This window comes from Christiangramia aquimixticola, from assembly GCF_048285835.1.
Classification (GTDB): domain Bacteria; phylum Bacteroidota; class Bacteroidia; order Flavobacteriales; family Flavobacteriaceae; genus Christiangramia; species Christiangramia aquimixticola.
The window spans coordinates 111,420-118,081 of record NZ_JBLVTL010000001.1 but is presented as its reverse complement, the minus strand read 5'-3'; the positions used below and the strand labels follow the sequence as shown (position 1 = coordinate 118,081).

The 6,662-nt window shown below is 31.9% G+C and carries 5 protein-coding genes; all 5 read left to right on the top strand.

Translation table 11 applies throughout. The features are described 5' to 3' along the window. Window positions 1-51 precede the first annotated feature (51 nt). The 5 genes from ACNKXV_RS00480 to ACNKXV_RS00460 all read left to right on the top strand — a co-directional run bounded on the left by ACNKXV_RS00480 (window position 52) and on the right by ACNKXV_RS00460 (window position 6,636). Window positions 52-1,503, top strand: a complete 1,452-nt coding sequence (locus ACNKXV_RS00480; protein WP_417905736.1) for a hypothetical protein — start codon at window positions 52-54, stop codon at window positions 1,501-1,503. Window positions 1,504-1,574: 71 nt separating this feature from the next. Then, window positions 1,575-3,404, top strand: a complete 1,830-nt coding sequence (locus ACNKXV_RS00475) for a cytochrome-c peroxidase (RefSeq protein WP_417905735.1) — start codon at window positions 1,575-1,577, stop codon at window positions 3,402-3,404. Between the two features lie 126 nt (window positions 3,405-3,530). Further along, entirely contained in the window at window positions 3,531-4,439 is a 909-nt protein-coding gene (locus ACNKXV_RS00470; protein WP_417905734.1) for a glycosyltransferase family 2 protein, read from the top strand. Between the two features lie 187 nt (window positions 4,440-4,626). Next, window positions 4,627-5,751 (top strand): glycosyltransferase family 4 protein, encoded by a 1,125-nt coding sequence (locus ACNKXV_RS00465; protein WP_417905733.1) that lies wholly within the window; start codon window positions 4,627-4,629, stop codon window positions 5,749-5,751. A 129-nt stretch (window positions 5,752-5,880) separates the two neighbouring features. Continuing rightward, window positions 5,881-6,636 carry an FkbM family methyltransferase gene (locus tag ACNKXV_RS00460; protein WP_417905732.1) on the top strand — a complete coding sequence of 252 codons (756 nt, stop codon included), beginning with the start codon at window positions 5,881-5,883 and terminating at the stop codon, window positions 6,634-6,636. Window positions 6,637-6,662: the final 26 nt, after the last annotated feature.

Genomic DNA, 6,662 nt, shown 5'->3' with positions numbered 1-6,662 from the left:
ATCGTATCTGGAATTTTTTGATAGGTAGGGTTATGGTTCAAAATTTTTGTAATGAAAACAACACATAAATATTCTATTAATTTTATTGGTTTACTGTCTCTCCTACTTATTTGTTCCTGTAGCGGGGATGAGGAGATAAGAATTGAAGAAAATAAGGAAGTGCCAGACGAAACTTTAATTGATCCTGAAAAATTATTTAAAATTTTTCAGGATAAATCAAAAACGCCGCCTCTAGTTACTATAGGTGATGAATTTGATTTTGTTGAAGCTTATTCCCTTTTAAGTACTTACGACACTATTGGAGAGTCATTTAAACTTGCAAATTTTGTAGATGGTGCGGGATTCTTAAAGGATGAAAACGGTTACAGGTATATCGTAAATTGTGAAAGCAGCTATGCAGTAGCAAGAGTTTTTTTAGATGAATATTTAACACCTATAAAAGGAGATTACCTCTTAACTCGGAGTAATATTGAGTATGCTAAACAGTGTTCTGCTACCATGTGGGAGGCTTCTATACATGGAGGGTCAAAAGATATTTTTCTTTCAGCTTCGGAAGCTATCAATTTTGATGTTAAAGGAATTGATCCCTGGGTAGAAGATCCAACTCCAAATGCAGATTTCGGGCTCGATGCTCTGGGGGAATTCTCATGGGAAAATGCTGTCCCGCTACCTAAAGACGTCTATCCGGGAAAAACTGTTATCCTTGGAGGCGACGATGATTCAACCGATTCAGAAGGACAGGTAGTTCTTTATTATTCTGAAAATGGAGATGATGATCTAAAGAATGGGAAGGTCTATGTTTTGAAGACAAAAGAAATTTCAAATGGTAATGGGGGAGTGCAAATTGCCAGAAATGATCAAATTTATACAGAAGCATATTTTGATTATGGAGTAACTTATAAGATCGAATTTGTGGAAATTGAGAATGCGGGTAGCCTAACCAAGGATGAAATGGAGATTGAATGTAAAAATGTGTTAGCTACACACTTTATGAGGGTGGAAGATTTAGATTATCGAAAGGGTTCTAATGAAGATTCAAGAAATATATATTTCGCAGTTACTGGAAATGGGCCAGGCCAAGGTAGTTATAATGACTGGGGCACTATTTATAAATTGGAGCTTGATGAAAACTCCCCTTTATCCGGAACTCTCACTCAAATTGTTAGTGGTAATACAGACTCTAATAACATGGATGGGAACTTAGCTGAACTGCAAAGTCCGGACAATATATGCGTAACTGAAAATTTTATTTATATTCAAGAAGATCCCAACTCCTTCTCAAGGGGTCATGGAGCCTATATCTATCAGAGTGATTTAAATGGAAATAATATAAAGAAAGTTTTAGAATTAAATCCAAATAGCAATGGAGATTTTAAAGGAGAGTTTGGATCTTTAATCGATATTTCCACCAAGGTCCAGATCCCAGGAACCTTTATTCTTGCGGTTCAGCCTAAGCGAGAAATTGGATCACAGATTATTCTTTTAAAGGGATTGCCTAGATAAGTGTCAATAATCACAAGGATCATAATTTAGTTGTTGTTTCTCACACATTAGTTGTATCATAAAGCCTTTAAATGCATTTTAGCCAAATTAAAATATTATTATTTTCTTTTTTAATAATGTTTTTTTCTTGCAAAGAGCAACCTATTTATTTAGAAATTGAACAAGAATCTATAGAATCAAGAAGTATAGATTGGGAACCTGCACGAATTTTCTATTTGAATAGTTTAAATAACTCTATAGAATATTTAAAAGAATTAGAAACTATTGGAGCTTTACACAAAGATTCGAGAATAATTTTTGCGATGGCACGGTCTGAATATAAAAAGGCAGAAAATTTTGCAGCCTATTTAAACCCACCTGTTGCTAATAGAGTAAATGGACCCTCAATTTCAGATTTTAATACAGATAAATCAACCATAATTCCTCCAATGGGCTTGCAAAGAATAGAAGAATGTATTTATACTTCTGAAGTTAAAAACGATGAATTTGCAAGAGAAATCGATAAAACTATTGCTTTATTAGAAGTTTTGAAGAATGACATTATCAAAAGAGAATTAACTCCCCAACGATTTTTTATATCCATACATCAACAATTAATCAGAGTAATTACTCATTCAATTACCGGTTTTGATACACCAATGAGTTATTCGGGCCTGGGTGAAGCCGTAGTATCCCTAAAAAGCTTAAAGGTTGCATACGAAAAAAGTATAAGGGATTTAATTTTAGCTAAAAACCCAGAATTAGATAAAGAATTTATACAGAATGTTGATGATGCGGTTCGATTCATTGAAAATGAAAATAGTTTCGAAAACTTTGACAGGTATATTTTTATAAGGAACTTTTTAAACCCTATAACCAGGAATTGGGTGGAGATAAGAAAGATTAGTGGACTCTGGGCCGGAACTTCTGATTTACCTTTTAACTTTGATTCTCCTACTTTTTTTGAAAAGGATTTCTTCAACCTTGATTATTTTTTGCCTTCTGTTAACCGCAATTTTACAGATGCTCAAATAGCATTAGGTGAAAAATTATTTTTTGATAAAAAGTTATCAAAAAAAGGAAATATGTCTTGTGCAACATGTCATGTTCCTGAACTATCGTATTCGAGTGGATTAACTTTGGATAAGGATAATGAGGGCTTTTTTTTAGAGAGGAATACTCCAACTCTTATAAATGTGGTTTTCCAAAAAAATTTTTTTTGGGATGGTAGATCTGAAAATTTAATAGATCAAATATCTTCTGTGTTTATTAATAGTAAAGAATTTAATATTGGGGTGCATTCATTCTCTGAAGAATTACTTAAGGACCCGGTCTATGAGGAAATGTTTATTAATGCATTTGGAGAAATTTCTCGTAGAAATTTACTGTCTGTAAAAGCAATTTCTGCTTATTTAGCTACTTTAAATGGCTTAAATTCTAAATTTGATAAAAATATAAGAAATGAGGAGAATACTTTTACTAAGAGTGAAATGAATGGGTTCAATTTGTTTATGGGTAAAGCTAAGTGTGCAACCTGTCATTTCCTCCCGTTAACAAATGGAACGTTACCTCCCTTTTATAAGAAGTCTGAAAGAGAAGTCCTTGGAATACCGGAAACATCTCAAAATAATAAAGTGGATGATGATTTTGGCTTTTACTGGAAATATAAGACGGAAGTTCATCGAGGTGCCTTTAAAACTCCAACATTGAGAAATATTACAGAAACCGCCCCTTATATGCATAATGGGGTTTTTGAATCCTTAGAAGAAGTTATCGAATTTTATAACATGGGGGGAGGGCAAGGCTTAGGATTTGAAGTGACAACTCAAACATTACCTGATGAAAAGTTGAACCTTTCTGCCAGGGAAAAGGCCGATTTAATTTCTTTTATGAAAACTTTAAAAGATTTGGATGCGAATTAATTTTATTTTAGCCAATTGGTGTTCTCTTGTTTCTTATTAGCTTTTAAATTCTCTGCTAAGATTATGAATTAAGCTTACTACAAATATTTAATCTAAAAATGTGTAATAATTCGCTAAATTTTTTAAATGTCTCCCAAAATTAGTGTAATAATTCCAACTAAAGATCGAGAAGCTTCATTAGTGCGATCTTTAGAATCAGTCTATTCTCAAACTTTAAAACCATTTGAGGTAATTGTTATAGATGATGGTTCCACAAATAATACTTCGGAATTTGTTTTAAAGAAATTTCCTGAGACAAGAATGATTGTTAATAAGCATTCAAAGGGTGGTGCAGTAGCAAGAAACCAGGGAGCTAAAGAAGCTAAAGGCGATTTCCTTGCTTTCTTAGACAGTGATGATGAATGGATGCCACATCATTTAGCAACGAAAATTGAAGTTTTAACCAATAAGAAGGCAGATGGAGTTTTTGGGACTTTTTATCTTGTAAAAGGTGAGAAGAGAGAAGAAATATTCTTTGATTCAAATATAGCTAGGAATTTAAATATTGGAAATGCCATACTTAGTATAAAACGGTTTGATGCTCGTACTTCTACCTTTCTATTTAAAAAATCAGCTTTTTATACTGTAAAATTTGATGAGAATTTAAAAAAGCACCAGGATTGGGATCTAGCAATTAACTTTGATACAAATTTCAATTTTGTTCTTGATGAAAATCCCTCGGTCCAAATTTTTGTCGAACAAGGAGAGGAAAGAATGAGCCAGAAACTCCAACATAAGTCCAGTTTTTATTTTATAAATAAAAACTCGAAATATATTGAAGCCAATAATATTTTTATGTTTTGTTTAAAGCAAATAATGCGTTCTCAAATGGCGAAAGAATCAGGTGAAATTATCAATCGTTATTTAATGGTAATATCACCATATTTTAATGAGTTAACAGTTAGAAATAAAATTTTATTTCGTCTTTTAAAAGCCGGATTGTTAAACATTGGGAGGATTTATATTTTACGAAATAAAATAAAACAACCTTATTGAAGTAAGTGGTTAAAGGCTTGTACAAGTATGGAATAAAATTAATTTTGCAAGGTGAACCCTTTACTGGGTTTTTTATATAAAAATTCAATCTATTAGAAATTTTAATTTGTGAACTTGGGGGTAAAACTAGAGGTGATAATGATATTAGCTAACCAAATAACTTTCATTTTAAATACAAAATGTTAGTATGAGAGTTTTACAGTTAGTGACAAAGAGGCAATATCGGGGTGCAGAATTGTTTGCTGCAGATTTAAGCTCAGAATTATTAAAAATGGGTCACCATGTTTTATTTGTAGGTATTTACGAGAATGATTCAGATGTTCTTGAGGTTGAAGGTGCTGTGAATTGTGATTTGGTCTCAGGAAAAAAGAACTCATTTTCTATTGAAATTACGCGAAAGCTAATTAAATTAATAAATAAAGAGAAACCAGATGTGATCCAGTGTAATGGTTCTGATACACTAAAATATACTTACGCAGCTTCTTTTTTTATAGAAAATATTCCAATAGTTTATAGAAATATTAGTATCATCAGTGAATGGGTCTCAGACAGACCAAAAAAGATGATTTATAAACAAATATTTAATCGTGTAGCTCATGTAACATCCGTTGGTGATGAAGCTTTAAGTGATTTCATTGAAACCTATAATTTTCCACGTAAAAATGCTGAAGTAATTCGCCGAGGTATACCGGTTAAAAATATTGATAAAATAGCCTTTTCCAAAAAATTTAGGAAAGAAATTGGTCTTGATAATTCTTCTAAAATTGCAGTTCATATTGGTAATTTTAGTCCTGAAAAGAATCATGAATTTTTAATAGATGTTTTTTTAGGTTTAAAGGATCAACATCCAGAAATTAAATTGATTTGTGTTGGTAGCGGAATCCTGTTTGATAAAATAAAGGATATCGTTTATCAATATGGTTTAGAAAAGAACATTTACTTATTAGGATTTCGTAAGGACATTCCTGAAATTTTAGCTGCTTCAGATTGTTTAGTTTTATCCAGCAAGGTTGAGGGCGTTCCTGGCGTTATTTTGGAAGCCGGGACGCAAAAAACCCCATCAATAGCAACTAATGTCGGAGGGGTTAAGGAAGCCTTAATTGATGGAAAAACGGGCTATTTAATTGATGATTTTAATATTAAATTATTTCGTGAAAGATTAATAGGTATTATGGAGAATGAAGATTTGAGAAAACAGCTCGGTGAAAATGCTTATGAAATGATTTCAAAAGGTTACGACCCTCACTCGAATGCTAGTAAATTTGAAAAACTATACCATAGACTTATTAATGAATCAATATCTTCAACCTAGTTCATCGGTTTTCTTTTTCCGTTATTGGGAAAAACGTTTAACAATATTCTTTCTCACATTTGTTTTTAGGGCATGTACGGTTTAAGTCACTGTAACTTCTTTCAAGTGTATATATAATATATAAAAAGGATGCTTAATTTAAGAAAATATAGTTACTTAAGGCAAAGTAGCATTATAGGTAAAATTTTAAGATTGCCTTTTTTTTTAATTCCAAAAGATTTGGTGGTACCTATTTTATCAGGTCCTTTAAAAGGAAAGAAGTGGATAACTGGTGCACATAATAATAGTGCTTGGATAGGAACCTATGAAAGTAGGCAAAGTGCTATTTTTGTTAATAAATGTAAGGGCAAAAAAGTATTATGGGATTTAGGTGCTCATGCTGGGTATTATACACTACTATTTAAAACTGTAAACGAAAAATCTAAGGTGTATAGTTTTGAGCCAGTAGATGGAAATTATGCAAACCTTCAGAAACATATCGAAATAAACAAATTGGAAAAAGTTGATGTAATTAAAAAAGCTGTTTTCGATAAAGAAGGTGTGTTGAAATTTGCAAAAGGTAATTCTGTAGGTGGTAAAATTAGTGAGAATGGAGATATGACTGTTCCAGTGGTTAAGTTGAGCAACTTGTTATTGAGAGGTACTATTGAATATCCAGATGTAATTAAAATGGATGTAGAAGGAGCAGAATATCGAGTTCTTCTGGATCTAAAAGATATTCTAACTTCTACTAATAAACCATTAATTTTCCTCTCTACACATGGTAAGGAGATTCATGATAAGTGTATTGAATTAGGCAGTAAAATGGGGTTTAAAGTAAAACCAATAGATGATAATGACATTGAATTGGCAAGAGAGTTTCTTTTAGAACCAGAACAATTATGAAAAAATCATATTAACCTTACAATTTA